Origin of the sequence: Pandoraea sp. PE-S2R-1, from assembly GCF_002179865.1 — a bacterium.
Classification (GTDB): domain Bacteria; phylum Pseudomonadota; class Gammaproteobacteria; order Burkholderiales; family Burkholderiaceae; genus Pandoraea.
Window position 1 is genome coordinate 1104970 of sequence record NZ_NGUR01000015.1, and the last position, 22788, is coordinate 1127757.

At 59.7% G+C, this 22788-nt stretch carries 21 protein-coding genes and 1 pseudogene; 6 read left to right on the forward strand and 16 right to left on the reverse strand.

Going from position 1 to position 22788, the window contains the following annotated elements; translation table 11 throughout:
- Positions 1-63: 63 nt before the first annotated feature.
- Positions 64-900, forward strand: a complete 837-nt coding sequence (locus CDV44_RS22405) for an AraC family transcriptional regulator (RefSeq protein ID WP_087690601.1) — start codon at positions 64-66, stop codon at positions 898-900.
- Positions 901-945: 45 nt separating this feature from the next.
- On the opposite strand, the gene CDV44_RS22410 is transcribed toward CDV44_RS22405, so the two are convergent.
- Positions 946-1884 carry an AraC family transcriptional regulator gene (locus CDV44_RS22410; protein WP_087690603.1) on the reverse strand — a complete coding sequence of 313 codons (939 nt, stop codon included), beginning with the start codon at positions 1882-1884 and terminating at the stop codon, positions 946-948.
- Between the two features lie 88 nt (positions 1885-1972).
- Here CDV44_RS22410 and CDV44_RS22415 point away from each other — a divergent pair, with 88 nt between their 5' ends.
- Positions 1973-3445 carry a cytochrome P450 gene (locus CDV44_RS22415; RefSeq protein ID WP_087690605.1) on the forward strand — a complete coding sequence of 491 codons (1473 nt, stop codon included), beginning with the start codon at positions 1973-1975 and terminating at the stop codon, positions 3443-3445.
- A 14-nt stretch (positions 3446-3459) separates the two neighbouring features.
- Here CDV44_RS22415 and CDV44_RS22420 read toward each other — a convergent pair whose 3' ends face one another.
- The 8 genes from CDV44_RS22420 to CDV44_RS22455 form a co-directional block, all read right to left on the reverse strand.
- The gene (locus CDV44_RS22420) at positions 3460-4014 is read right to left on the reverse strand and encodes a DUF2878 domain-containing protein (protein WP_249277653.1); all 555 of its coding nucleotides are present in this window, start codon (positions 4012-4014) and stop codon (positions 3460-3462) included.
- Positions 4015-4074: 60 nt separating this feature from the next.
- Complete coding sequence (locus CDV44_RS22425) at positions 4075-5280, reverse strand: cyclopropane-fatty-acyl-phospholipid synthase family protein (protein ID WP_087690607.1); 1206 nt, start codon at positions 5278-5280, stop codon at positions 4075-4077.
- Positions 5277-6119, reverse strand: coding sequence for a DUF1365 domain-containing protein (locus CDV44_RS22430; protein WP_087690609.1), 843 nt, complete (start codon positions 6117-6119; stop codon positions 5277-5279). The genes CDV44_RS22425 and CDV44_RS22430 overlap by 4 nt, the downstream gene beginning before the upstream one ends.
- Positions 6116-7432 (reverse strand): NAD(P)/FAD-dependent oxidoreductase, encoded by a 1317-nt coding sequence (locus tag CDV44_RS22435; RefSeq protein WP_087690838.1) that lies wholly within the window; start codon positions 7430-7432, stop codon positions 6116-6118. The genes CDV44_RS22430 and CDV44_RS22435 overlap by 4 nt, the downstream gene beginning before the upstream one ends.
- Before the next feature lie 14 nt (positions 7433-7446).
- Positions 7447-8571 carry a cyclopropane-fatty-acyl-phospholipid synthase family protein gene (locus CDV44_RS22440; protein WP_087690611.1) on the reverse strand — a complete coding sequence of 375 codons (1125 nt, stop codon included), beginning with the start codon at positions 8569-8571 and terminating at the stop codon, positions 7447-7449.
- Positions 8572-8609: 38 nt separating this feature from the next.
- Complete coding sequence (locus tag CDV44_RS22445) at positions 8610-9446, reverse strand: DUF1295 domain-containing protein (protein ID WP_087690613.1); 837 nt, start codon at positions 9444-9446, stop codon at positions 8610-8612.
- A 123-nt stretch (positions 9447-9569) separates the two neighbouring features.
- Positions 9570-10445, reverse strand: a complete 876-nt coding sequence (locus tag CDV44_RS22450; RefSeq protein ID WP_087690615.1) for a DMT family transporter — start codon at positions 10443-10445, stop codon at positions 9570-9572.
- Between the two features lie 204 nt (positions 10446-10649).
- Positions 10650-11543 (reverse strand): LysR substrate-binding domain-containing protein, encoded by an 894-nt coding sequence (locus CDV44_RS22455; protein WP_087690617.1) that lies wholly within the window; start codon positions 11541-11543, stop codon positions 10650-10652.
- 167 nt (positions 11544-11710) lie between these two features.
- Here CDV44_RS22455 and CDV44_RS22460 point away from each other — a divergent pair, with 167 nt between their 5' ends.
- Both CDV44_RS22460 and CDV44_RS22465 read left to right on the forward strand, forming a co-directional pair.
- Positions 11711-12304 (forward strand): sugar ABC transporter, encoded by a 594-nt coding sequence (locus CDV44_RS22460; protein WP_170936080.1) that lies wholly within the window; start codon positions 11711-11713, stop codon positions 12302-12304.
- 18 nt (positions 12305-12322) lie between these two features.
- The gene (locus tag CDV44_RS22465; RefSeq protein WP_087690619.1) at positions 12323-13162 is read left to right on the forward strand and encodes an MBL fold metallo-hydrolase; all 840 of its coding nucleotides are present in this window, start codon (positions 12323-12325) and stop codon (positions 13160-13162) included.
- Between the two features lie 72 nt (positions 13163-13234).
- Here the strand turns inward: CDV44_RS22465 and CDV44_RS22470 are convergent, their stop codons facing one another.
- The 6 genes from CDV44_RS22470 to CDV44_RS22500 form a co-directional block, all read right to left on the reverse strand.
- Positions 13235-14779: an amino acid permease gene (locus CDV44_RS22470; RefSeq protein ID WP_087690621.1), complete on the reverse strand. Its 1545-nt coding sequence runs from the start codon at positions 14777-14779 to the stop codon at positions 13235-13237.
- Between the two features lie 953 nt (positions 14780-15732).
- A complete protein-coding gene (locus CDV44_RS22480) occupies positions 15733-16179 on the reverse strand; it encodes a hypothetical protein (RefSeq protein WP_141118788.1) in 447 nt (148 codons plus the stop codon).
- Between the two features lie 445 nt (positions 16180-16624).
- Positions 16625-16942, reverse strand: a complete 318-nt coding sequence (locus tag CDV44_RS22485; RefSeq protein WP_141118789.1) for a hypothetical protein — start codon at positions 16940-16942, stop codon at positions 16625-16627.
- Positions 16943-16971: 29 nt separating this feature from the next.
- Positions 16972-17682 (reverse strand): hemagglutinin repeat-containing protein, encoded by a 711-nt coding sequence (locus CDV44_RS22490; RefSeq protein ID WP_087690629.1) that lies wholly within the window; start codon positions 17680-17682, stop codon positions 16972-16974.
- The gene (locus CDV44_RS22495) at positions 17683-18060 is read right to left on the reverse strand and encodes a hypothetical protein (RefSeq protein ID WP_087690631.1); all 378 of its coding nucleotides are present in this window, start codon (positions 18058-18060) and stop codon (positions 17683-17685) included.
- Positions 18061-18080: 20 nt separating this feature from the next.
- Positions 18081-18329 carry a hypothetical protein gene (locus CDV44_RS22500; RefSeq protein WP_087690633.1) on the reverse strand — a complete coding sequence of 83 codons (249 nt, stop codon included), beginning with the start codon at positions 18327-18329 and terminating at the stop codon, positions 18081-18083.
- 203 nt (positions 18330-18532) lie between these two features.
- Between CDV44_RS22500 and CDV44_RS28775 the strand changes: the two genes are divergently transcribed.
- Positions 18533-18880: an integrase core domain-containing protein gene (locus CDV44_RS28775; RefSeq protein WP_087690635.1), complete on the forward strand. Its 348-nt coding sequence runs from the start codon at positions 18533-18535 to the stop codon at positions 18878-18880.
- A gap of 705 nt (positions 18881-19585) precedes the next feature.
- Here CDV44_RS28775 and CDV44_RS22510 read toward each other — a convergent pair.
- Positions 19586-22090, reverse strand: a complete 2505-nt coding sequence (locus CDV44_RS22510; RefSeq protein WP_249277654.1) for a hemagglutinin repeat-containing protein — start codon at positions 22088-22090, stop codon at positions 19586-19588.
- A 20-nt stretch (positions 22091-22110) separates the two neighbouring features.
- Between CDV44_RS22510 and CDV44_RS22515 the strand changes: the two are divergent.
- Positions 22111-22725 (forward strand): annotated as a pseudogene (locus tag CDV44_RS22515) (ShlB/FhaC/HecB family hemolysin secretion/activation protein); the annotation flags it as partial.
- Between the last annotated feature and the right edge of the window lie 63 nt (positions 22726-22788).

The following is a 22788-nucleotide window of genomic DNA, read 5'->3' on the forward strand; positions in this document are numbered from 1 at the left end:
AGAACGATCAAATGCGCATCATTCGAAGTCTCTATAGTCCGCTCAAACGTTCTCGGAAGCGCTATGACCCCGGTAGGAAAAGCACTCTGGTATATCGAGATTCAGATAGGCAGCGAACTCACACTCGATCATATCGCGCACGCCAGCGAGATGTCGCGCTTCGCCATTTCGCGCCTGTTTGCGATCACGACGGGCTGGTCTGTCATGCGGTATGTGCGCGCCCGTCGACTGACGCGTGCTGCACAAACACTGGCGAGCGATGCCCCCGATATTCTCAGCGTGGCACTCGACGCCGGCTATAGCTCCCACGAAGCGTTCACGCGCGCCTTCGCCGACTTCTTCGGGCTCACACCCGAGCAGTTGCGCGCCCGGCGCCATCTCGACGGCCTTGGACTCGTGGAGCCCCTCCGCATGAAAGACATCAAATTTATCGATCTCGCCCCGCCTCGCATTGAGACGGGCAAAGCATTAACGGTCGCCGGCTTGAGCAGCCGCTTCACCTTCGCAACCAACGAGGGCATTCCGGCGCTTTGGGAAGCCTTCAATCCGTACTTCCGCAATTTTCCCGATCAGGTGAGCGACGTGACCTATGGCGTGTGCTGCAACCCCGACGGGGAAGGCGGCTTCGAGTACATCGCGGGCGTGGAAGTCAGTCGCCGTGACCGTTTGCCTGAAGGGTTCCGATGTGTCGATATCGCCCCGCTGCAATATGCAGTGTTCGAGCACAAGGGACATATCTCGCTGCTGCATCAAACCGTCTACACGATCTGGCATCAGTGGCTGCCGTCGTCCGGACTGGACGCCGTCGATGCGCCCGATTTCGAGCGCTACAGCGAGGACTTCAACCCCGTAGCGGGGACGGGTTCACTGGAGATCTGGCTGCCGGTGAAGACGCGGTAAATCACCGGGTTGAGGAGTGGTGTGCAGGGGGTGGCGCGCGGGTCGTCACACCCACAACCGGTAGAGCCAGAAGGACTCGTCTTCCATGTAACGCTGGGTGAATTCGGTCGGCGAAAAGCCGGTAATGCGTTTGGCCATCCGGCTCATGTGCGCCTGATCGGCAAAGCCTTCGTCCTGCGCCATCTCGGCCCAGTCGAACGATTCGCCGGCCTCCAGCCGATCGCGGGCGGCGAAGAACACCCCCTCCGTTTTCACGAGCGCCTGCCACTCGCGCAGGGAGCGCCCCGTATGCGTCTTGATGCGACGCTCGACCTGACGCGGGCTGTGCGTCTGGCGCCACTGAAGCGCCTGAAACGCCAGCCCCTCCACCCAGCGTTGCCCCGCGAGCCGTAACGAAGTCAGCGCCGATCGCTCGGGCTGAAGGGTCTGCCAACGGGGCGCGAGGTAGTGATCGAGCGCGGCCATCGTCGCGGCGTCATCGGCGGCGTCCGCAAAGGCATCGAGGAACGGATGCCAGTCGTTTGCCAATGCCGCCCACGCGCAAACGAAGCGATCCTGAATCTCGGACAGGTTCACGCCGAACAACACCTTCGCCACATTCGCGGGAAAACACACCATGACGCCGCGCCCGCCGGTCGTCGCCCATGTCGTCGTCGGCATCGATTGGCTGCCTGAGAGGGTGACGCGCGTGCCGTGAGGCGTCCACCGGGCACCCGCCGGGGTGTCGTGTACGAGCCCCACATCGAAGCCTTGGTAGACCGTCAGGCACACGACAGGAGACGCCGGAAAGTGCGACAGGCGCTGCGCATCCGTCAGCGGCACGTGCCGGATGTCTCGGCTCACCACTGCCATCACTGCGCCGTACAGCGCTGCCGACGGCGGATACAGCCGCGTGTGCGGCGCGGGACCGCCGCGCGCCACCAGAGGTGCGCGAGCATAGCGGTGGGGACACGGCGAGAGATTCGATGGCAGCCGGGAGGTCATGGCTCCGCAGTATAGGGATCGCCACAGGCCGTTGTAAACGTCGTTTCCGTTCAAGACAAGCGATGCGCGCTGGCGTGAAATACCCGTCATGAACACGCGAACCCCACCCCAATGTCCGTTTCACGGCGATGCCGCAGCGTCGTCTCGTCCCGTTACGCCGGAGACACCCGAGGCGACCGCTCCTGCCCTGCACCCACCCGGCGTATGGCCGCCCGGGCCGCCGGCAGGCATCACCGGCTGGGGACTGCTCCGGCAGATGTCCGGTGACCTGCTGGGTACGTTGGCGCAATGGAAACGCACTTATGGCGACGTGGTGTACGTGCGCTTCTGGCCCGAGCATGCTGTCGTCGTGACCGACCCGCAACTCGTTCGAGCGCTACTGGTCACGCACCATCACTCGCTGATTCGTTGGGAGCGCGGGGTGAGCGTGATGTCACAGCTTCACGGCCACAGCGTGCTGATTGCGGAAGGGGACGCGTGGCACCACAAACGGCAGACGTTGCAACCGTATTTCCTGCCGAAGTCGGTGCAGACGTTCGTGCCGCATATCGCAGCCGCTACGGCGCGTGCGCTCGACGCGTGGCCACAGCGTGACGCGCACTGGTCCATCGAAAGCGCGCTGACCTCGCTCACGATGGACGTGATCATGCGACAGGTGTTTTCAGGCGAAATCGGTGACGAGGCACGCATGGCGGAGCGCGCGCTGCGCGTCGCGAGCGAAGCGGCCGATGCCGAGTTCTATTGGCCCGCGAGCTGGCCGGACTGGATGCCGTGGAAGCGCGAGAAGCGGCGCGCCGTTCGTGGGCTGAAGGGATTGATTGATCGTCATGTGAACGCGCGTCTGGCGATGCCTGCTGACGTGTGGCCTGATGACCTGTTGTCGCGATTGCTGCGGTTGCATCGGGAAGATCCGCAGACTTGGTCGTTGCAGGCGGTGCGCGACGAATGCATGACGACGTTTCTCGCTGGACACGAAACGACGGCAGGCACGCTCACGTGGTGGGCATGGTGCATGGCCTCAAATCCGGCGATACAAGAAGCCGCGCGCGACGAGGTGATTCGTGTGTTGGGTTTAGCGGGTGAGATGGTGCCGAGCGCCGAGCCCCGGTCCGCACTGCGCTATCTTTCCCAGACGATCGACGAGACGCTGCGCCTGTATCCCGCGGCGCCGACCCTGCTCAGTCGTCGTGCAACGCGTCCCATCACGCTGGGCGCGTGGCAGTTTCCGGCGCGAACGTTGTTCATGTTGCCGGTGCAGTTGTTGCAGCACGACGCGCGATCGTTTGCCGAGCCCACGGCGTTCCGCCCGGAGCGCTTCGCGAGCGATGCGCCGGCGGCGCCGCGCGGCACGCATATGCCTTTCGGTGCCGGGCCGCGTGTCTGTCTCGGGCAGCATCTGGCGACCACTGAAATCATCGTGATCGCCGCCATGATCTTGCAGCGCTTCACACTGTCGGTGCCCGACGGTATGGCCGCACCCAAGCCACGCATGCACGTGACACTGAGACCGGAGACGGCGCTACATCTCGGGTTGACGGCGATACCGTCCCCCGATGTTTGAAACGACGCCTGTCGTCACGCGGACGACGCTGCCCTCGTGGAGCCTGCGTCGTCCGTTTTCTCTCCGAACCAGACGAGCGCCGGTAGCCACACCATCCAGCCGACAGCAATGAGCGCCAACGCGGCAACCGGTGCGATCAAATGCGCCGCCCCGAGCGCGACCCCTGCGCGAAACGACAATGGCCCAGCGATGCCGCCCAGCAGCGCGGCAATCATCCATCGACCGCGCAGCCAGCGGAACACCGCATTGATCTGCAACGCAAAGAGCAGCCACAAGCTCGCCATCCAGTAGGGGGCATAGGCAGTTGCCGCGTCCCCCGGGTATCGGAGCCATCCGGTGCGCACCACAACGCACTCCCACGTCCAGCCGCAGATCGTCACGACGCTCAGGAACAAGAGTTCGCGACGTTGGGTCTGCGTCACCGCCAAATGAGCGCAAGCCAGTGCGGCGACAACCAACGCCCCGATCCAGGCCCTACCGTGCGCTGCGCCAAGCACGCACGCGAACCAGCCGATCTGCCCGGCGATGGCATAGACGCCGACTTGCGAGCGTCGTGCGATGGCGGTCACAGCGACGCCTGCGCGCACGCGCTCGATAAGCAGGCCGCGAAGTGCGATCGCATATCAACGTCACACACTCACAAGAAAATGCCGCACGTCGATGCGCTGTTCCATGAACGCCGCCTCGCAGTACTGCAAGTACAACCGCCACGTCCGGACAAAGGTGTCGTCGAAGCCTTGTTCGCGCACTGCGTCGAGATTCGCTTCGAAGGCAGCGCGCCAGAGGTTCAGCGTCCGCGCGTAATCGAGCCCGAACGACAGCGTGACCGCCGCTTTCATGTCGGCGTCTTCCGCGGCTTTCACGAAGCGCTCTGCGCTCGGCAGCATGCCGCCCGGGAAGATGAATTCACGGATGAAATCGCCCGACGCGCGGTAAGCTTCGAAAGCCGATTCGTCGATCGTGATCGATTGCACCAACGCTTGACCACCCGGTTTAAGGCATCGTTTGAGCGTCGCAAAATAACCCGGCCAGAACGACTCGCCGACCGCCTCGAACATCTCGATCGACACGACCGCATCGAACTGGCCCTGCACGTCGCGGTAGTCCATCAGCACGATATCGGCGAGCGCACCGAGCCCTTCATCCGCGATGCGTTGCTGGGCGATCTCGAACTGCGCCTGCGAAATCGTCAGGCTGTGCACGTGGATACCCTGACGTGCCGCATGCACGGCAAGGCCGCCCCAGCCACAGCCGATCTCCAGCACGCGCGCGCCCGGGCGCAGCTTCAGGGTGTCGACGATGTGCTGATACTTGGCGCTTTGTGCCTCGGCCAGCGAACGGTGTTCATTGCCGTCGAACAGCGCGCTCGAATACGTCCATGTCTCATCAAGCCAGAGTCCGTAGAAGCGGTTGCCGATATCGTAATGCGCGTGAATGTTGCGACGGCTTCCCGAGCGCGTGTTCGCGCGCAGACGTTGCCGCAGTTGATACCAGAGCTGCGCCAGTCGCGAGCCCGTGAGCGTTTGTGAAACGCACGACTGATTGCGTATCGCCAGGCGCAGCAGCGCGATGATGTCGGGTGAATCGACCCACTTCGCTCGATAGGCTTCGGCAAAACCGATATCGCCCGCGTGCAGTATTCGGCGGCAAGCCCGCCAGTCGAGAATCTGGAGCGTGGCCCCCGGCGACAGGTGCGGATCGCCGAAAACGTGTTGTGTCCCGTCGGGCGCAATGAGCGTCAGATGCCCGACGCGGATGCGTTGGAGCAATCCCATGAACAGACGTGCCGACAGAGGAATCGCCGAATGCGGCGAGAGCATGCGAATCGGAATCATGGAATGACCTCTTGATCGGAAGGCGAGGCTTGTTGTTTGGCCGCATCGGCATTGGCAACGCAAGTCGTCGCCACCTGCGTCGGCGGTGTCTTGCCGTAGAACGGCACGCGCTTGCGCAGCAGACGCAACGCTTGCCAGTGAATTCGCAGCACGACGTTGATGGCATTGAACGGCAGCGCCATCACCGCACGAAGTACGCTTCGGCCAGTGAACGGCTCGGCCTGCATGCTGAGCGCCGTGCGCAACAACACCTCGTCGTGATCGAAATAGTCGATGGCAACCGACAGGTTTTGTTTGTAGCGTCGCGCGCGAAACTCGTAGCGGCCTTCGACATCGCAGAACGGCGACACGTGAAAGACCTTCCGGCATTGCAGCACCGTGCCATTCAGAATCGCGAAGTGGCCCGGCGCGCTCAGCAAGTACCCGTGATGCTCGCCAAACGTGTTGCGCACGTCGGCGTACAACGCACGCAAATCGCCGTGCCGGTCGTGGCAATACCAGAAGCTCACCGGATTGAACGCGTAGCCCGCGAGGCGCGGAATCGTTTGCAGCCAGATGCGTCCATCGGCGGGAATACCCGCTTCGGCAAGACGAGCTCGCATCCACGGCTCAAGCGCGCTGCCATCGCGCGGACCGTAGTCACGCGACGATATCGACATCGGTCCCCAGCGGTCCACGCCGAACCACCAGCGTTTCGATTCGTCCAGACGGCCAATGTCGCAAACGATCTGGAACAGCGGGTAGTCGAATGCGTGATGTGCCGGGCGCAGGCGCTCGTGCATCACGTTGCCGCGCAAGAGATAGGCGGCGGGGCCGTCGCGCAGGTTGAGGGCTTTCATAGCTTGGCCCACTGCGGTGATACGCCGAAGTCTCTCGCGACGCGCAGCGCAGACTTCAGTCCGTCTTCATGAAAGCCGTAACCCGTCCACGCACCGGCAAACCACGTGCGCCGCTGGCCTTGCAGTTCCGGCAATCGCGCCTGCGCGTCGACGGCGGCAAGATCGAGCAACGGATGTTCGTAGGCGTAGCGGCCCAGCGTCGCTTCGGGCGCGGGTTCGTCTACCGGGTTGAGCGTGACAATCACCGGCGTGCTGAACGGCAGTGCCTGAAGCTGGTTGAGCAGATAACTCACGCACACGGGCGATTGCGCATCGCTCTGCGCAGCATTGGCCGCGCTGGTTTTGCTCAGGTAATTCCACGCCGACCAGACACGGCGGCGTCGCGGCAGCAAGCGGGCGTCGGTGTGCAACACCGCCGTGTTCGGTTGATAACGAATGGCGCCGAGCGTGCTTCGTTCTTGCGGATCGGCATCGGCCAGCAGACGCAGTGTATCGGGGGCGTGCCCCGCCATAACGACAGCGTCGAAATGTTGTGGCGCCTCGCCATCGAACATGAGCGTCACGCCATCGGCGTCGCGGCGAATGCTCTGCACGGGGGTATTCAGACGCACATCGTCGAGGGTGGCCACGATACGTTGGACGTAGTCGCGCGAACCGCCGGTCACCGTCTTCCACTGTGGACGGTGATTGACTTGCAACAGTGCGTGATTCAGGCAGAAGCGAAGAAACGTGGCCGCAGGGAAATGCAGAATATCGGCCGCGCGGCTCGACCAGATCGCGGCGGCCATCGGCAGCAGATAGTGATGCTGGAACGGCTGACCGTAGCCATTCGCGGCGAGCAATTCACCGACGGAATGGCGTTCGCGTTCCGCGTGGTGCAGATGGCGCTCTGCCGATGCATTGAAACGCAGGATGTCGCGCAACATGCCCAGAAAGCTCGGCGAATAGAGATTGCTACGCTGCGCGAATACCGTGTTGAGGTTGGTGCCCGCCCATTCGAGCGCGCCGCCGTTCACCGACACCGAGAACGACATATCGCTGGCGATGGCGCTCACACCCAGTTCGTCGAAGAGCGCCAGCAGGTTGGGATAGGTGCGGTCGTTGAACACGAGAAAACCCGTGTCCACAGGTGCGGTGGTGCCGTCCAGTGTGACGTCGACCGTATGCGAATGGCCGCCCGCGTAGTTCGCCGCTTCGAACAGCGTGACGCGGTGTCTTCGCTTGAGCAGGTAAGCGCTCGCGAGTCCCGCAATACCGGCCCCTACGACGGCAATGCGGCGACCCGGGGGAAGCCAGGCTGGTGTCGGATGCATGATGTTCCCCGTCGTCACTTCGTGAGGCGGCGCGATGCACCGGCCTTCTCGAACAGGTAGTGCCCCACGCCCCATTCGTTACCCTTCGCGTAACCAAACAACTCGGCGACGGCCATGTAAAACATGCGCCACCGTTGCAGCCAGACGCGAGCGTCGGGGCCGTAGCACGATTCGAGAATCGGCAGAATCCGGTCACGCGCCGCGTCGAGCGACGCAAGCCATTGATTCGCGGTGCGCTCGTAGTGCTGCCCGTTCAGCCACCATTGATGCGTGACGCGCAAGTCGTTCTGAAAGCGCAGCAGCAGATCCGCCGACGGCATCGTGCCGCCCGTGAAGAAGTGTCGCGACATCCAGTCGGTGCCGTCTTTGTTCTCGAAGTGATAGGCGAGGTGGCGGTGCGCGAAGATGTGCACGAACAGCTTGCCATCGTCGTTGAGCCAGCGGGCGATGCGAGCAAGCAACGCTTCGTAGTTCTTCATGTGCTCGAACATTTCGATGGAAATCACGCGATCAAAACCAGCGGGCACGGTGTTGTCGAATTCGAAGTCGACAACGTTGCCGGTCACGATGCGTAGATTCTTCAAGCCGCGCTGGGCCGCGACGGCTTCGATGTGCTGACGCTGTCCTGCCGAGTTCGAGAGACCGACGATGCGCGCATAGGGGTAGCGCGCGGCGAGCCATAGCGACAGCGATCCCCAGCCGCATCCGAGATCGAGAATGCGTTGTCCGTCTTCGATGTCGGCGCGCTCGGCGTAGCAGGCCAGCATGGCGTCTTCTGCTTGTGCAAGCGTTTCTTCACCGGTCGGATAGAGACAGCACGAGTACTTCATCGCCGGCCCGAGATGCGCCGCAAAGAACGCGCTCGGGACTTCGTAATGCTGGACGTTGGCCGCCGTGGTCTCAATCGCGATGGGGCTGGCGCGGAGTTCGGAAACGAGCGCTTCGAGGGCCTGCGCGCTGCGCTCGGCGTCGTCGGCATGTTCGTCGCGCAGGCGCTGGCGCATCAGGGCGCGCATGGCGGCACGCAAGAGCACGTCGGGTACGAAACCCCGTTCGCACAAACGGATGAGTCCGGACTCGTCGGGCGCGGCGGCTGGCTTCGACGTGTCGGCAGGCGGCTGCGTGAGGATCGCGGTCATGGGGACGGACTCCGGCGGACGGGTGGATTGGGCGGCAGTCATGATTGGCGGCCTGACGGGGGTGATGGGGGTGAGGGGGGTGGCGTGTCTGAGTTGGACTGCATCGAAGACTTCGGCGGCCAAGGCACAAGGGCGCTGGTGGTGCGCATGTATTCGCCATAGCCCGGCCGTGTTTTGACGAGGCGCGCTTCGAGCATCGGGACGCCCGAGACCTTCAGCAGCAGCACCGCCATCAGCAGCGGCGGCAGCAGCGTGAGCCAGCCCAACGGCAAGCCCAGCGACAGCGCCGCATAGGCGCACCAGTGCACGCATTCGAAGAAGTAGTTCGGATGACGCGAATAGCGCCACCAGCCAACCCGGCAGACCTGCCCGCGATTGGCCGGGTCGGCCACGAAATGCCGCAGTTGGCGGTCAGCCGATGCCTCACCGATGACGGCAATCAGCCAGATGACGATGGCCGCCGCGAGAGCGATCCATGACGGGGTTTCCGCCTGAAACGCGGGGATGAAGAACGCGATGGACAACGCCATCGAGATCACGGCCTGCAACTGGAAAAACCAGAACATGTTGCGGTTCGCCGCGTCGCCCCATTGCTCGCGGAACTGGCGGTAACGGGGATCTTCCGGCTGGCCGTGGTTTCGCTGCCAAAGGTGGTGGGCGAGTCGCAGCCCCCAAAGGCCGCCCGCGACGAGCACGAACACCCGGCTGACGGTGGCGCCGGTGCCAAGGACGGCGGCCAGCACCGCCACCCCGGCCAGCGACGCCGCCCAGACCGGGTCGACCATCCCGGCGTTGTGCGTGCGCAATTGGCGCAGCCACGCCCCCGTGAAGACGGCGATCAGTGCGACGTACGCGAAGGCGGCAGCGAGCAACATGCGAGCTCCGATGGCGGTATTTCCCCTCTATACGAGCGGGGACCGCCAACGGATGCAGATGTCGGGAGAAATTATCGAATTGGGCCGTTGATAGAAGAATGCTAACGGCAGGCGCTGGCGGCCTCAGGCGTTTTGGTGGCGCGGTTTCCGGGGAGGGATCGTCATGGCGGCCACGCCCGCGACGACGCATCCCAGTCCGAGCCACGCAGACGCCGTCAGCGATTCGCCAAGAAACACGATGCCGATGGCTACGCCGATCGGCACTCGCAAATAGGCCTGCGCCGTGGTGCCCACGGAACCGAGCGTCTGCACGAGCCGGAAGTAGATGACGAATGCCACAGCGGTCGAAAAGATCGACAACGCGAGCAGCGCCATGAGGGACGCCGCAGACGGGTGAAGCGTCCACGGACGGTCGACGGCCAGACTCACCGGCACGAGCAGGACCGCACCGACGATGAGTGAGCCCGCCGCCGGTGCCGCCGGAGAGAGCCCTTTAAACGATCGTCCATAGATCGCTGCCGCCGCGTAGCAAACCGTTGCCAGCAGGATCGCCAGTTGCGGGATTAGCTGGTGACCGAGCCCGTCGAACGCACTGACGCCTACGACGAGGCAGATACCGGCGAGGCCTGCGACGACGCCGATACCCTTACGAGGCGTGATCGGTTCATGACGAGTGAACAGCCACGTGCCGAGAAACGCGAGGACCGGAGAGGCGGAATTGAGGATGGTGGCAAGGCTGGCGTCCACCGAGCGCTCCGCCCATGCGATGAGCGTGAACGGGACCACGCTGTTGAGCAGCGCCTGTACGAAGAAGCGCCGCCACACGGCAGGATCACGTGGCATGGGAACGCGTTGCAAGCGCATCCAGAGCAGCAGCGCAGTGCCTGCGATCAACGTGCGCGCCGCGATGAACGTCACCGGCGGGATGGTGGCGACGCCAATCTTGATGAACGTGTATGACGCGCCCCAAAGCGTGGATAGCGTCAGCAGCAATGCCATGTCGATGGCGGTGTTCGGTGCGCTGGTGGTGGTTTGCAGTGGCGGCAATTCGGGTGCCTCGGCGTTGAGTCGGGATCGGTTCGATCTGGTCGATGAGTTCGATGAGTTCGTCGAGGCAATTGTGTGAGCGGCGCGAGGCGGGACGTTTTGGCTTCGGGTGAAGTGTGGGATACACGTCGTGGGTGAAGCCGAAGGCCTCCGGTTTTAAAGCGACAAGCCCCGCGCTTCATCCAGCAGCCATTTCGCAAACACCTGCACCGGTGGCTCGCTCAATTCGATCGGTTCCGGCAGCACAAGGCAAAAGGTCTTGGTAATCGCTTTAGCGTCGGGCCACGGCGCAACCAGACGGCCTTGTTCAAGCTCCGTTTCGATGTAAAGACGCGGGACCAACGCGACACCCAAGCCGGCTAGCGCGGCTTCAATCAACATCGAATGAAGATCGAACCTTGCGCCCACGGCCGAATTGGTCAGCAAGATGCCGGTCGCCTGCGCGTAACTCTGCCACGCGTCAGGATTCTGCCGGCGGTGAAGACGCGGTAGTGCGTCGAGCGACGTGTTCACCCCGGCTTCCGCAAGCAGCGCCGGGCTACAGACGGGCACCAGCACCTCCTCCAGCAGCGGATGCAGATGCATGCCGGCCCACGCCGGATGGTCAAAATGAATCGCCGCATCGAAACCGCTTCCCGCGAGGAGGAAAGGCTCCATTCGCTCGGCGATATGCACGGTGACATTCGGATGCTGGTTCTGGAAATGCTTCAGGCGCGGGATTAACCAACGGGTAGCGAAGGTCGGACTTGCGGCGATATCGATGCTCGCGCCCTCGATGGGTTGGCCCATCAGATACAGGCTGTCGCGTTCCAGTCGATCCAGCGTCTCGCGTACCTGCACCGCGTATCGCGCGCCGTTAGGAGCGAGTCGCACGCGATTTCCGGCGCGCTCGAAAAGCGTGACGCCCAGAAACGCCTCCAATCGGGCGATCTGACGGCTGACGGCGCCTTCGGTCAGCGCTAGTTCATCGGCCGCCCGGGCAAAGCTGCCGTGTCTGGCTGCGGCCTCGAAGGCCTGGAGCGCGGAATTGCTTGGAATCTTGCGTCGCATGAGGGTCTCGCAGATTGGCCTGCGTGCGATGTCAGCTTGATCAAACATCACTGAAGGCTGACTTTATATCGATGTGAAGGCCGAAAACATCAGATTAGCATTACGTTAATGCAATGAGCATGCGTTTTTTCACCGGCGAATGCTCATCGGTCACTAAGGACAATCTGATGATCTACACCGTGGAATGCAGCTTCGCCGACGCCGCAAGCGAAGCCGAATGGAACGACTTCTACAGCCTTGAGAAGCTGCCAGCGCTCATCTCGGTCACGGGCTTTCACACGTCGCAGCGCTTCAAAGCGATCAGCGACGGTTGTCCCGTTTATCTGGCGATCCACACGATTGATGGTCTCGATGTTTTGACGGGCGAGGAGTATCGCCAGAAGGGCGGCGGCAATTTCGCGAAGTGGCAGGAACACATCACCGATTGGCATCGAAATCTGTATGACGGCATGGGTCTTGCCCCGGCGGTGAATGACGACGAGATTCTCGCGCTTTGTGCGAATGGGCCTGAGCCGCTGATTCAAATGGGGCTTAAACCGCTGGCCATGCACGCCGTTGCGCTGGAGAAGTTTCCGGTGCGGCGTTGGCTTGCGGTGTTGTCTCGGACGGATGTGCCGCGTGTCGAGTCCATCGCAGAAGGTGTCCATCTTTACTTGCCTATGGCCGCGCAACTGACAAGCACCTCGCTACGCGTTCCGAGGAGAGCGCCGGACGCTGACGCGCCAACGTCCTTAACCCCAAACATTCACCCCCGCGATTAGTCGTTCTGGAGCTGCCCTGTGTCCAACCTTATCTTTCCCAGTCAGCAAATCGGGGAATTCACGATTACCGCCGTCAGCGACGGCTATCTCACCGCCAGCCTCGACTTCCTCGCGAATATCGAGGCCTCGGACGCCGCCAGAATCCAGAGTGATGCCGGACAGAAGGCGCCCGACGCGGTGCATATCAACTGTTACGTGGTGCGCGGCGCGGGCCGCACGATTCTCATCGATGGCGGGGCGGGCGGTATCAAGCAATGGGGCGGCCGCTTGAAAACCAACTTGATGCTTGCCGGCATCGAGCCCTCTTCGATCGACACCATTCTGTTGACTCATGCGCATCCGGATCATGTCGGCGGGCTGGTGAATACCGATGGGGCGACTGCCTTCCCGAACGCGGAGCTTGTGGTCCATCAACGGGAGATCCGGTTCTGGCAGGACGACGGTAACCTGAGCCGTGCCAGCGAGCGGGCACGCGGTAACTTTCTCATCGCGCGTCAGGTATTCGACGGCTATCGCGACAGAGTTCGTACGTTCGATGCCGGCGATGTGCTGCCGGGTATCAGCGCAATGCCGCTGCCGGGACACACGGATGGGCACACCGGTTATCTCATCGAATCCGGCAATCAAGGCGTGCTGGTCTGGGGCGACATCGTTCATTTCCCGCATATCCAGATTCAACGGCCGGACGTAACGATTGCCTTCGATCAGGATGCGACGATGGCGGCCGACACACGATCACGGCTTTTGGATAGGGTCAGCGCGGAGGGACTGATGATCGCCGGGATGCATCTGGGCGAACTCGGCTTCGCGCGAATCAAGCGAACAGGCGGGGAGTACGGGTTGTTTTACGAGGCGTGAGATTTAAAAAGGAAGGGCCTTGAATATCAAGGCCCTTCTCTTTTGTTGCAACGGCAGTGGTATCGAAACGCGCTACGCGATTTCGGTAGCCGCGCCAGAAGCCGGGGCCTCTGCGCGATTGCGCGCCCGCGCATCCGGGAATTTCATTTCACGGTACTTCACGAAGCGCGATCCTTTCACCAGCCGGTAGCCCGCCCAAATCACCAGGAACAGCGGAATGCCGATGTACGTCGCGACCACGCCGCCCCAATCGATCTTGTCTTGCAGGAACGCCTGATAGTTCTGGCCAAGCGTGATGATCAGACACAGCACGAACGCGAAGATCGGACCGAACGGGAAGAACGGCGACACGTAGGGCAGGTTGGCCAGATCGTGACCCTGCTTGATATAACCGCGGCGGAATCGATAGTGACTGATCGCGATACCCAGCCACGCGATGAAGCCCGTCATGCCGGAGGTGTTGAGCAGCCAGATATAGACGGCGTTGGGACTGAACACGAAGGTAAAGAAGCACAAGGCCGCGACAGTGGCCGTCGCCAGCAGCGCCCACATCGGTACGCCGTTGCTTGAGATTTGACCGAAGATGCGCGGGGCCTTGCCATCGCGCGCGAGGCTGAAGAGCATGCGTGTCGCCGCGTACATGCCCGAGTTGCCCGCCGACAGGATCGAGGTCAGCACCACCGCGTTCATGACCGACGCCGCGCCCAGCAGCCCGGCACGCTCGAAGATCAGGGCAAACGGGCTGACGCTGATGTCGCTCACGTCGTTACGCAGCAGATGCGGATCGGTGTACGGGATCAGCAGGCCGATCACCAAAATTGCCGCCACGTAGAAGAGCAGAATGCGCCAGAACACCTGACGTACCGCGCGCGGCAAATTGCGGGCGGGGTCTTTGGATTCACCGGCGGCGATGCCGATGAGTTCGGTGCCTTGAAACGAGAAACCGACGACCATGGCCACGCCGATCAGCGCTGCGAAACCACCCGCGAAGGGGGCATCGCCCACGGTCCAGTTAGCGAGGCCACCGGTCTCGCCGCCACGAATGATGCCGAGCAGCATCATGACGCCCATTGCCACGAAGGCCAGCACGGCGACGACCTTGATCAGCGCGAACCAGAATTCGGCTTCACCGAAGCCGCGCGCCGAGAGGGCGTTCAGACCGAAGGTGATCGCGAGGAACAACGCACTCCAGTAGACGCCCGGTATGTCGGGGAACCAGTACGCCATGACCAGTTGCGCGGCCACCAGATCCACCGCGACGGTGACGGCCCAGTTGTACCAATAATTCCAGCCCAGCGCGAAGCCGAAGCCTTCCTCGACATAGCGCGCGCCGTACGTCGAGAACGAGCCGGACACCGGCATGGCAGCGGCCAATTCGCCCAGACTGGTCATAAGGAAATAGACCATGATGCCGATCAGCACATAACCGAGCAGCGCACCGCCGGGGCCCGCCTGCGCGATGGTGGCGCCGGAGGCCACGAACAAGCCTGTGCCGATGGACCCGCCCACCGCGATCATCGTCAGGTGGCGCGCCGACAGCGTGCGGCGTAGTTCGCCCGGGGCAGAAGCCCCCGCCTTGCCGCCCTCGCGGTGCGGCTCGTGTTCCGATGGTGCCAACGTCGTGTTCCTTTCGTGATAAATGTGATGTGATCGATGTGTGCTGATCGACGTGATGCGATCAGTGCGAAACGATCATGCGTGCGGATAAAGAAAAGGCCTTGAATGATCAAGGCCTTTTCTAAATCCGTCGCGCTTATGTCTTACCGGTTCGATACCACAGCAGGCCAGATGCCCCTGCGATGTCGTTGCGTCGAACCGTCGTGAAACGGCGGCGCCAGTTGCACACACTCTGGCGCCTTGGGCGTAAGGCACCACAGTTCATGCAACTGTAGGCCCAGAAAATCAACGAGTTACCGTTGCGATCGCCAATGGGCGCATATGGTAACACCACAGGTCCTGCGACCAACCTATCGCCACGCTGGCGTCGTCACATAGGTGAGGCATCTGGAGCGGATGAGGGTCGAACAGGTAGCAGCGCTATCGGCAGTGTGCGCGCCGAGCGCACCATCTAAACCCGATCATCGTCATATTGTCGCCAGCACGCCACCTATCCCATGATGCTTACGCTGGCAAACCCCGTGACGACTCCGGCCAGCGCCGGGTTCATCAACTCAGGCGCTATCGCCCTGTTCTCTTTTTTTCACTAAACCATGTCACTGTGCCTGCGAATAAGCTGAACAAGACCACGAACATGGCCATTTTTCCCGCTCGATTCCAAGTCGGCACTTGATATGGGATGTCGTAAAACAACCATTGCAATGCGGGTCCCACAGCAAGTTCGATAATAACGACGCTGACCCCCATACCCATAAACCAGAAGAGGAAATAATACGTCCAGCGAAATAGTTCGAAATGTTTTTTTAATATCATTTCTTGCCGGCTCCACCAATATTTTCCAGCTCTGTTATTCGAATGGATGCCATATTTTATCTGCCATAACCGCCAAGAGACTAGGTTTTATAATTGAATGTAAATATCCCGAAGCCTTAGAATGGATTTCGGCAGGTTGACTATTTGCACGACTTAATCGTCGTTGCGTCGTATCTCATACCAATGAGCACCACCGGCACTCCTTTGTAATCTGCGACGCTCGGATGAATTTCCGCGATCATGCCCGCTTTGCAGAATTTTACCGGGCCCGTTTGAATCTGGTGCCACCCGATATTCACCAACGTTTTGGCATATGCATCTCTGCGCTGCTCCGTCCACCCTGCCTTGCGAACCATCAGCATCAGAAGCGCCCCTCCGAATTTCGCATTTTCATCCCGATAGATAACATCCCCTCCGTTTGCGAGCATTGCGGTCATGTCCACTTTCATCAGGCTCATCTTCGCATTTGCGTCAGTCACCGATGGATTCTTTACCATCGCGAAAATTACGACGAGCAGCCACAGCAGTACCCCAAGTGTCATTACGTAATTCTTTGCAGGATGCCCCAGAAATCGATTATTTAGCATGATCCGATTGGTGCGAAAGATGGCATTGAAGTATTGGTACGTTTATCCTCGTGTTAGCACTCTTTAGTGGACAATCCATTCAAAATATTTTCGATTGATTCATTTTATAAGGGTCGAAGTCACCATGTATAGCCCAGATATGCTGGCTCAATTGACGATGAATTTCTTTATCAGCGGGCAAAACAACACCAATCAGAAAGCCCCCGCAACTATGAGCGCAAGGAGCGACGACTTAAATGATTCGCGAAATGTTCATTTTCTTGGATCACGGAGGTCACTGATAACTACGACGCACCTCGAGTCAACTCCGTATATCGTGGCGTCAGATTTTCCAGGAATCGGCAGTTTTCGGCGCTACGGCTTTTCGGGGGGCGGTCTCTGCCCCTCTCCCGCGCTCTCGACGGAGAATTTGGTTGCGTCTTGGCTCAGACTGCCCTGATGAGAGTCAGCCGCGATTCAGAAACCGGTACTTAGATGCGTATCTCTCCGGGTGATCGAATAGGGCAGCCATATTGACCGTCAAGAATTCGAGCTGATTCAGCAAGGATGCCGGTGCATCATCCCCAAACACTTTCATCAGCAAGCGCAAGCTAAACATGCATTCAGGAACCTGTGGCCACCCGGACGTTACGCTCACATTGAACGCGCCACGCACATGCGGCTCCCCCTCCAGGACAACGACCTTTCCGGAATTCGCCTGCACGCATAAAAACTCGTCGTCACAAATCACGACAAATCCCAGCGGTTGAAGCGTCTCACACATCTCCGATATCACCTGTGAATACTCAGGCCTCATCTCAATGACCTCTCGATCGTCATTGATGCGGGACTATCGCACTTACAACCATTTTTCTGCAGATAGTCGTAGTTACTCCCAAAACCACCGAGCACTACCTTACCGTCAGATAGCACCAGATTGAGCGCTGAATCTATCGCCTGAGTCTCAAGCAGTCTGCTCACATTCCCACCAACGATGTTCGTGTCGCCACCGCTCACGATCACGGCGGTGTTGCTCGCATTAATGTGGGAGTTGTTCTGGAATGTCGAATCCGAGTTCGCGTCGCCGGTTGACTTCGAGAGCGAGGCCGACACACCCCAGCCGCCTGTGCCGAACGACACGCCAAAGCTGCCGCTTTTCGATTCGTTGTCGCTGCGGGTCGACTCCGTGTCCTTGCTGCTGAGCACGTTGACCTGGTTGTTCGCTTGCAGCAGAACGTCCTTCGCATCGATGTTCGAACCGATGATGTTGACGTTGCCTTTGCCCGACGCCGCGTCTCCTGTCGCTATCAACGCTGCGGTTCCACCGGCTTTGATGTTGCTCGACACGTTTTGCGTCGTATCGACGGACGATGTCGAATGGCTACTCGGTACTAATTCGGATGTAGGGTCAGCGTAGGGGCAATTCGATCTGCCGGAGATGCCAACCTCTTTCGAATTTTCATAGACGAGGTATATCGAAGGGCTCTTGGACGATCCCTTCGACCAACAAACCGTGCCTTTCAATTACCAGCCGATACGCTTGCGCTCGTAGAGCCAAACTCCGACACCGGAGACGATAGTCGCGAACGGAATCAGCTTGCACCAAGCATAGATGCGTGACTTTGACGGCCAAAGGTAGCCGTCGTAATCGTGCATCCATGCAATAAAGGGAAGCCAAATAAGTTCAATGACCACTCCGCAGAGCGAATAGGTAATGAGAAACACGAGCAGATAGCTGACAAAGGCTCTGGTGCTTCGAGAAAGACGTGTGTTCATTTGTTCTTCGTCTTTAAGTTGTGAGCAGCGCTCACTCCAGCACTCTTCGATCTCGATACGATTGCATCTGCCTTTGTCTCCGTCATAGCCTGTGACCGGTTGGGCCAGGCCGCCGTCATCTGACACGGCACTTATTCCTTGTCGCCTTACTTCACTCGATAAGAATCGCGCGCCTTCTTGCAGCCGTTATCGAAGGGTCTAATTTTCAAAAGTTTGGCACGACTTGCCATTCCGCCAACCAGTGCGATCGCAAATCCAAGCAGCAGCAGAACTCGAGCCCATATAACAGAGAAATCGAAATAAATTGCTGAGGCCGCCGTGCCAACACCAACACCTACCAGTAGGAGTTGCAGCCACGAACTCAGATTACCGTTATCAATAAATTGAATTTGCATTGGCTTTTACCTTTCCGACTTCCACTCCTGTGTGCCAACCTCCTATGCCATTTCCGCTTGAAAACCCCATATACGATGAACCCGACACTATCGCCCTGTTCTCTTTTTTACTAAATCATGTCACCGTGCCTGCGAACGGGCTGAGCAAAACCACAAACACTACCGTTCGGCCCGCTCGGTCCAAAGTCGGCAATTGATCTGGAATGTCGTACAGGGAGAAGATCGAACGGTGGCGACAGAATTACAACGATTTCAAGCCGCATAGCTCGCTAGGCGATCTGACACCTTGCGAGTTCCGGCTCGCGCACTTGCACATCCGCGAATGGACGACCATCAGTTGCCTCTGCCGGCCGACGACTTTACTTGAATTGCAAGCGTGCGACGAAACGCATCGACCGAATTCGGACGCCCGTAAATTACCATTCGGACTCGGCACAGGAGTAATACCAAGCGACCATCCCCCCATGGACCATCGACGATTTCCACATCACTATATGAATAAGAAGAAGATGAGACAAGGGCCATCACTAAATATCGATCATAGAGACTGAGGCGATATATCCCTCCTCCCGATCTAATAGCACCACTACCGCAAACCACCAAAGCCCGCAGGTCGTTTTTTCCCTCACCTCCAGCCCCATCAATTCCCCGTTTAATTCCTGGAACAAATACCAGAAGTACTATAAAAATAAATATTAATAATCCGAATATCAGAGCACCCTCGACTGGATAAATTTTTGCAGCATACAACCCTATCTCCCCTTTTGATATTGACATGTTGGATCCGCGGTGACATTGACGGGAGAGGAACCTTCTGCCCCGATGCCGATACTTATTCCGTTCAAATACCTCCCAGGCACCATCCAAGATTTTTCAGCTCACCCCCGATGTTGCCTCGTGCATCCACTGATGCAGCGACCGGTAGCTCAGTACTCTAAGACGTGCTCTCCCCAGATTCATTGTTGTCGCTCGCCGTGAACGAATGCCCGCAAACCCTGCAACTTCTCGGAGCTAGATCGACATACGGAATCGGATGCCCTCGCGGTATCGAATTGCAGAATGGGCACCGATAGAGTCTACCGATCACAATCACTAGCACGACGACAAAAAATGCGACGTGAACCAGTACCAGATACTCATATGACGGAGGCAACAGCTTAAAAAGCGGAAAACTCAGGAATCCAACAATAAGAATCGCGATTATGGAACGTCTAACCGCATTGAACCGCCTTACTTTCTTGTCCGACTCCATTTCATCACTTCCCTTTATAGCTAAACTCAATGATATTCACCTTTGCTTCTACCCCGATGCCCACGGTTGGTGCAATTGCAATTCCCCCCTTTGCCTGCCAATAGCCCCCAGTGAGTGGCGTTCCCTGGATGTTGGAGAAAAGTCCCGCGCCCCCTCCGATCTGTCCGGCGAAAGGACCGAGAATCGCGCTCGTGGACATAGATGAGCCAATACGATAGTCACCGATCTTGGGACTAGCCCCATAGCTAACTAGGTCTGCATTCGCGCCTTGACCTGAACCGGTGAGCCATCCATGTGCACCAATACCCACGCCAAACCCCAGCCTCGCCTCGGTTGGGGAAATTCCGGTGAACCCGACCTCAAATTCACCGCCAAACCCGTAGTAAACGCCAACACTTACCGCCCATGAAAGCGGTTCAATGTTAGGTACATGGCTAGTATTCAGTGCTCGTCGTTCCGGTGTGGATGCTCCTGTTTCCTTTCCATCTAGTCCAGGATTTTTGCGCTCAGCGGCCGTTGCACTGAATAGACTACCGCTGTTTTTCGAAATATATTCAGTTGCATATCGATCAGCACCGGGCGCGCTGCTTGCTGCTGCATCTACCAGACGATAGCCGCCTGCGAGCAAGAGATTCTCCGCGTCGGTCACGGAAATGGCATCGCCCGTCCTTTTCCTATAGAAGTCTGCGAACGCCTGTGCATTGTCCTTTGCCCACGTACGTTCTCTCGGATCCAACTGCCGGTTAAACCGATCGACGTTATACCCAGCGAACGCCCCCGAACTCCCACCGACCGCCGCACCGACTGCCGTGCCAACCCCAGTCGCCACAATCTGCGCCAACGCCTGATCAACATCAGCATTCCCTGTCGGATGCGAGTTCTTGATCTGATCGCTCAGGTCGTTCAAAACGCCCCCCAGCTTCGACGTCGCCCCCGCACCCAAAGCACCACCCAAGGCATTGCCACCACCCAGCCCCGCAACGAACGCGCCCCCTGCCGCGTGCATGGCTGCACGGTAATCGCCGCCTTCCTTCCAGTCATCTGCCTCTTTCTGGTATTGCGCCTTCAACTCCGGATCTGCCGTGCCGTCGGCTAGCTTTTGCGCCGCATCTCGCTTCTTATCCGCATACGTCCCAATATCGCGCGCCACCGCTTCACCGGCCGCCGTCGCCGCCGCCATCAATCGCGACTGGTCGCCCAGCAGCTTCTGCAGATCGGGCGTGCGACTCACTGTGTCGTTCAGGTTTGTTGTGTCTCGATTCAGACTCGCCAGGTCTTGCGTCTGGCCTGCACCGTTGGTCAGCGTGATCGTTCCCTCGCTTACTCCGCTGCGCGTTGTGCCACGCTCGCTGCCACTCTCCGACTGCGGCAGCATCGGTGAAATGCCGCCCGTGTTCTTGCCGGACGAAGGCCCCGTCCTACGCTCGTTCGCGCCGCCGTTGCCCATCGTGAAGCCGCCGCCTACGCCAAAGCTGTTCGCGCTGTAGTCCGAGTGGTTCTCGATATCGGAGAACGTCAACGTGCCCGTCGTCAGTTGGTTCTTCGACGGATCCGCTGTGCTCGCGATGTACGCCCCCTTCAGGTCCGTGTTACCGGCAACGTTGACGTCAAACCCGCCGCTTCCCGCTTGAATCCCCGATTGCTCCACCACGCCCGCGTAGTTGCCGCTCGCATTGCCACGCGAATAGCTAAAGCTCCCCGACGCGCCTCCCATGCTGAGATTCAGACCACCGCCCATGCTCTCCTGATGCGCCGAACTCTCGCCAGTGTCTTGCACGCTCGCAATGTTCAAGTCTCCGCCCACGCGCGCGATCACCTTGTCGGCGCTCACATTCCCGCCAACGATGTTCGTGTCGCCACCGCTCACGATCACGGCGGTGTTGCTCGCATTAATGTGGGAGTTGTTCTGGAATGTCGAATCCGAATTCGCGTCGCCGGTTGACTTCGAGAGCGATGCCGACACGCCCCAGCCGCCTGTGCCGAACGACACGCCAAAGCTGCCGCTTTTCGATTCGTTGTCGCTGCGGGTCGACTCCGTGTCCTTGCTGCTGAGCACGTTGACCTGGTTGTTCGCTTGCAGCAAAACGTCCTTCGCATCGATGTTCGAACCGATGATGTTGACGTTGCCTTTGCCCGACGCCGCGTCTCCTGTCGCTATGAACGCTGCGGTTCCACCGGCTTTGATGTTGCTCGACACGTTTTGTGTCGTATCGACGGATGATGTCGAATGGCTGCTCGACGAGCCAAAACTTAGCTCAATCTTGGCGTCCGGCATTTTGCCCGCCTCGAGCATGCTCAACGCGCCTTTCGCTTCACCGAACGCACCCACCGCGCCGCTGGCCGCAGCGTACCCGCGTAGCACGGAAACGCGTGCATCTCCCCCGGAGTTCGTTGCAGCGCTGACCTGATTGGTGACGTTTTGCACCGCATCGATCACCGGCGATTTCACCGCCAGCGTGAAGCCGGAACTCTTGTAGTCATGCGTCTCGTCGTGATGTTGACGCTCCACCGCCGACTCGATCGTGACGTTCTGACCGATACCGCAACAACACGTTCATCGAATTCGGGTTCGTCGATCGGCACTACCTCGGCGCCGGGCAGTTCGACGGCAGCCTCATGTATCGACAAAGCGTTGCCGGATTGGGCGCTGCGCCGGACAACGCCTTGCCCGGCACGCCCACGTACCGCTTCAAGATGGCCGTGCTCGATGCCAACCTCTCACTGCCACTCGGTCAGTTGCCGTTACGCTATGTCACGACGTTCCACGGGCAATTCACCAGCGACGTGCTGCACTACATCGACGATTTGAGCATCGGCAGTCGATACACGGTGCGGGGGTTTGATGGCGAGTCGTCGTTGGCGGCTGAAAAGGGCTTCTACTGGCGCAACGAGTTGCAATGGGCGCTGGGTGCGTCCGGCGTCTCGCTGTTCGCTGGCGTCGATTACGGACGCGTGAGTGGTCCGAATGCCGTCTATCTCGCCGGCACACAACTCGCCGGGGCAGTCATTGGTGTGCGAGGCAATGCCAAGTTGCCATTCGGCTTTGTCGCCGGGGAGGTCTTTGCAGGAACGCCCGTCTATAAACCGAAGACGTTCCAGACAGCGCACGCAACGGTGGGTTTCTCGCTCACGGCGCAGTTCTGAGTCTGTACCAAAGAAAAAGGGCCTAGCCATCGGCTAAGCCCTTAATTCTTGTGGTGCAACGAA

Bases quoted from the DNA above. Each gene is read 5' to 3' on its own strand.
- CDV44_RS22500 (WP_087690633.1), bottom strand. From the start codon at position 18,329: ATGCAAATTCAATTTATTGATAACGGTAATCTGAGTTCGTGGCTGCAA.
- CDV44_RS22415 (WP_087690605.1), top strand. From the start codon at position 1,973: ATGAACACGCGAACCCCACCCCAATGTCCGTTTCACGGCGATGCCGCA.
- CDV44_RS22440 (WP_087690611.1), bottom strand. From the start codon at position 8,571: ATGACCGCGATCCTCACGCAGCCGCCTGCCGACACGTCGAAGCCAGCC.
- CDV44_RS22450 (WP_087690615.1), bottom strand. From the start codon at position 10,445: ATGGCATTGCTGCTGACGCTATCCACGCTTTGGGGCGCGTCATACACG.
- CDV44_RS22410 (WP_087690603.1), bottom strand. From the start codon at position 1,884: ATGACCTCCCGGCTGCCATCGAATCTCTCGCCGTGTCCCCACCGCTAT.
- CDV44_RS22445 (WP_087690613.1), bottom strand. From the start codon at position 9,446: ATGTTGCTCGCTGCCGCCTTCGCGTACGTCGCACTGATCGCCGTCTTC.
- CDV44_RS22480 (WP_141118788.1), bottom strand. From the start codon at position 16,179: ATGCTAAATAATCGATTTCTGGGGCATCCTGCAAAGAATTACGTAATG.
- CDV44_RS22435 (WP_087690838.1), bottom strand. From the start codon at position 7,432: ATGCATCCGACACCAGCCTGGCTTCCCCCGGGTCGCCGCATTGCCGTC.
- CDV44_RS22460 (WP_170936080.1), top strand. From the start codon at position 11,711: ATGATCTACACCGTGGAATGCAGCTTCGCCGACGCCGCAAGCGAAGCC.
- CDV44_RS22425 (WP_087690607.1), bottom strand. From the start codon at position 5,280: ATGATTCCGATTCGCATGCTCTCGCCGCATTCGGCGATTCCTCTGTCG.
- CDV44_RS22430 (WP_087690609.1), bottom strand. From the start codon at position 6,119: ATGAAAGCCCTCAACCTGCGCGACGGCCCCGCCGCCTATCTCTTGCGC.
- CDV44_RS22485 (WP_141118789.1), bottom strand. From the start codon at position 16,942: ATGTGTGAGACGCTTCAACCGCTGGGATTTGTCGTGATTTGTGACGAC.
- CDV44_RS22455 (WP_087690617.1), bottom strand. From the start codon at position 11,543: ATGCGACGCAAGATTCCAAGCAATTCCGCGCTCCAGGCCTTCGAGGCC.
- CDV44_RS28775 (WP_087690635.1), top strand. From the start codon at position 18,533: ATGTCGTACAGGGAGAAGATCGAACGGTGGCGACAGAATTACAACGAT.
- CDV44_RS22405 (WP_087690601.1), top strand. From the start codon at position 64: ATGACCCCGGTAGGAAAAGCACTCTGGTATATCGAGATTCAGATAGGC.